We start from the raw sequence: 3,752 nt of genomic DNA on the forward strand, positions 1-3,752 counted from the left end.
GGGGGCCCCCCCGGGGGGGGGGGGGGGGGGTGGGGGGGGGGGGGGGGGGTACGGGGCGGGGGCCCCCCCCGCGCCGGTCACACGGTGGGGCGGGGCGGTCAGGCCGCCGCGCGCCACCACTTCTGGTTGTCGCCGGTGTTGCACGTCCACTGGTCGAGGGCGCCGCCGTCGGCGGACGACCAGTTCGCGACGTCGAGGCACTTGCCGCTGTGGCGGGCGACGAGGGCGACGTAACCGGAGACGTTGGTGGTCTGGACCTTCCACTGCTGGGAGGTCGAGCCGTCACAGGTGGCCTGGACGGCGAGGGCGCCGTCCGCGGTGGAGGCGCCGGCGACACCGAGGCACTTCCCGCTGTGGCGGGCCATGATCTGGACGTATCCGGTGCCCAGCTTCTTGATCCAGAAGTTCTGGTTCACGCCGCTGCCGCAGCCCCACTGGACCACCGGCGTGCCGTCCGCCGAGTCGAAGTTCGCCACGTCGGCGCACTTGCCGCTGCTGCGGGCGGTCAGCGTCTCCCAGGGCACGTTCATGCCCGTGACGGTGCCCGCGGCGGTGTCGATCGTGACCTGGGGGGAGTAGTCCATGGTCATGGTGGTGTTGGTGGGGAACGTCAGCGGCAGCCAGACGTACTGGGAGTCGTTGACCGTGCCGCCCATGGAGTTGCCCCAGCGGTCGCCCATGTAGAGGTAGCTGGTCCCCCTGGTGCCCTGGACCGGCAGGACGTACGCGGTCTGGCTGCGGTACGTCGTGCCGTCCCCGACGTTCTTGAGGTCCGTCCACGAGCCGGTGACGCTGGTGGCCGTGGCGTACTTCTGCTGGTTGGGGGCCCAGCCGGTGGCGCCGGAGGTCAGGAGGAAGTACACGCCGTTGCGCTTGAACATGGCGGGCGCCTCGCGCCACTGGCCCGACCACAGCTTCTGCACCTGCGCGTCGATGCCGGTGTAGTCGGCGGTGAGCCGGTAGACGTGCAGGTCGGCGTTCTCGTTGGCGGCGGAGATCATGTAGCCGGTGCCGTCGGTGTCGACGAACGTGGTGATGTCACGCGACATGTGGCCCAGGGGCCGGAAGCTGCCGCGCCAGGTGTAGTCGCCGTCCACGGTGGACGAGACGGCGACGGCGGCGCGGGCCTCACCGTAGTCGGAGCCGTTCTCCTTGTGCATCCACATGACGAACTGCTGGGTGGCGCTGTTGTAGATGACCTTGGGGCGCTCGATGTTGGCCCAGTCGAGCTCGGGGTCGGTCGCCTCGGTGAGGACGTGGTTGCGGAACTCCCACGTCTTCAGGTCGGTGGACCGGTAGGCGGAGACGTACCGGAAGGTGTTGTCGGTGTTCCGGTTCTCGCCGAACCAGTAGTAGTACTGACCGACCTTGATCACGCCGCCGCCGTGGGCGTGCACGGGGTTGCCGGCCGGATCGGTGAACTGCGTGCCGTTGGCGATGCTCACCGGGGCGGCATGGGCCGTGCCGGCGGCGGTGACGAGGGACAGGAGGAGGGCGCAGAGGAATGCCGCCGTCCCGGAGATCTTGAGTCGCATGGCGCGATACCTCGGGGTGTTGCGTCGGACCGGGCGCGCCGCGCGGACAGCGCGGCAGGGTCCGCTCTGGGGACCGGAGCGGGTGGGGGGCGCCTGGAGTGGGGGACCGGCCGTTCAGGCCGCAGGGACATCGCGAACACGTAATGTTTTCGTAAACACGATGTAGCCGGAAGTCTGGGAGCGACACCCGACCCTGTCAAGGACCCGGACGAAAGCGGTCGAGGTTTTGACCGCCGTACCTGTTTGCGTCAACATGACTCGATGGGGGTGCCACGCATGCGCCCTCGGAACCCTCCGGGAAGGAACGGTCGAAGTGGCGGACAAGGCAACGAGAACGCCCCGCTCGCGCCCACCCCGGAAGTGGCCCTCCATGGCCGAGGTCGCCGCGAAGGCGGGCGTGTCCTCGCAGACGGTCTCGCGGGTGGCCAACAACCACGACAACGTCGACGAGAGCACCCGCGCCAAGGTCCTCGCCGCGATGCAGGAGCTCGGCTACCGCCCCAACGCGGCGGCCCGCGCCCTGGTCACCGGCAAGTTCGGGGCCATCGGCGTGGTCAGCTTCGACGTCGGCGCCCACGGCAACGCCCGCACCCTCGGAGCCATCGCCGACGCGGCGCGCGAGGCAGGCTTCTCGATCAACTTCATGGGCATCCGCGCCCAGACCGAAGCCGCCGTGCGCCAGGCCTTCCGGCACCTCATGCTGCAGTCCGTCGACGGCATCGTGCTGGTCGAGTCGCAGATGCTCGACACGCCGTCGCTGCACCTGCCGCCCACGATGCCGGTGGTCGTCGCCGACGGCGACACCGGGCACGCGTACCCGAACGTCGACTTCGACCAGGCCCGCGGCGCCCAGAGCGTGGTCCGCCACCTCCTCGAACTCGGCCACCGGACCGTCTTCCACGTCAGCGGCCCGCACGACTCCTTCGCCGCCCGGCGGCGGGCCGAGGCCTGGGAGCGCACACTCGTCGCGGCCGGCGCCCCCGTGCGGCCCGTGCTGTACGGGGACTGGACCGCGGAGTCCGGCTACCTGGCCGGACGGACCCTCGCGCAGGTCGCCGACGCCACCGCGGTCTTCGCCGCGAACGACCAGATGGCGCTGGGCGTCCTGCGGGCGATGCACGAGGCCGGCCGGTCCGTGCCCGGCGACATCAGCGTGGCGGGCTTCGACGACGTGCCCGAGGCCCCCTTCTTCGAACCCCCGCTGACCACCGTCCACCAGGACTTCGACATCGTCGGCCGGCACTGCGTGACCCTCCTCCTCGAGCAGATCGAGCGCCGCAGCAACGGCCCGCGCCGCCTCGCCGTCGAACCCACCCTCGTGATCCGCGCCAGCACGGCCCCGCCGCCCGCGCGCTGACGTGTCGCGGCGCGGGGGGATGCCCGCGCGCTGACGTGTCGCCGGGGGGTGTCTGCGCTGCGTGGTTCTCGGCGTGGGGATGTCTGCGCTGCGAGGTTCTCGGCGTGGGAGGTGTCCGCGCTGCGTGGTTTCCGGTGCGGGGGATGCCTGCACCGTGAGGTTCCCGGTGCGGGGGATGCCTGTGCCGTGACGGATCCCGGCTCCGGTGACGTCTGCGCTGCGGCGGTCTTCGCCACGGGGCAAGCCTGCCCTGCGCTGTGACGGTTTTCGGCCAACGGGGCCCGCCTGCGCTGCCCGCGCGCTGGTGGATTCAGGCGCGGGCGGCGCCTCCGCCCTCGCGGAGCTCGCCCCAGGTGCCCCGTGCGCGCCTCTACGGCCCCCTACGGCTCCCACCTGCTGCTTCTCCCTTCCGCCTGCCCCCGCGAGTCGACCGCGTCGCGCGGTGCCGCCGCGGTGCGCCCCGGGGGCGAACCGGCCGCCGAGGTGCGTGGGTTGCCTCGTCCTGGCCGACGGCGACGGGCGGGTTGTACACAACGGCGACATCGCCACGTCCCGAATGGACGCCCTGTCCCTGCTCGTCACTTAGATCCCGCTTGTTCGCTACGTTGTTGTGCTTGACGCCCCTCTGAGGGTGGTGCAACCATCAGGCCACCGATGATTACGTAAACATTTCCTCATCGGTTCAGACTTCCTCCGGCCCTCGGGCCCGGGCCTCTGCCTCCACCGCTCCGTTCCCGACCGGTCGGTCACCGACGCAAGGAACCACCATGACGCTCCTGTCGACGTCAGCTCAGGCGGCCCCACCGCCTCGCCGACGAGCCCGTTTCCGCCTCCGGAAGGAGGCCTGGGTGGGCTGGGGC

Annotated in this window: 2 protein-coding genes; one reads left to right on the top strand and one right to left on the bottom strand. The window is 71.1% G+C overall.

Translation table 11 applies throughout. The annotated features are described in order from the left end of the window. Positions 1-98: 98 nt before the first annotated feature. Positions 99-1,535 carry an RICIN domain-containing protein gene (locus tag ACFCY7_RS40160; RefSeq protein WP_376491031.1) on the bottom strand — a complete coding sequence of 479 codons (1,437 nt, stop codon included), beginning with the start codon at positions 1,533-1,535 and terminating at the stop codon, positions 99-101. A gap of 370 nt (positions 1,536-1,905) precedes the next feature. Here ACFCY7_RS40160 and ACFCY7_RS40165 point away from each other — a divergent pair, with 370 nt between their 5' ends. After that, entirely contained in the window at positions 1,906-2,892 is a 987-nt protein-coding gene (locus ACFCY7_RS40165; protein WP_376491032.1) for a LacI family DNA-binding transcriptional regulator, read from the top strand. Positions 2,893-3,752: the final 860 nt, after the last annotated feature.

The organism is Streptomyces sp. NPDC056361, assembly GCF_042262805.1.
In the GTDB taxonomy this organism is placed as follows: Bacteria; Actinomycetota; Actinomycetes; order Streptomycetales; family Streptomycetaceae; genus Streptomyces.

Coding starts and splice junctions, on each gene's coding strand:
- ACFCY7_RS40160 (WP_376491031.1), bottom strand. CDS start 1,535: ATGCGACTCAAGATCTCCGGGACGGCGGCATTCCTCTGCGCCCTCCTC.
- ACFCY7_RS40165 (WP_376491032.1), top strand. CDS start 1,906: ATGGCCGAGGTCGCCGCGAAGGCGGGCGTGTCCTCGCAGACGGTCTCG.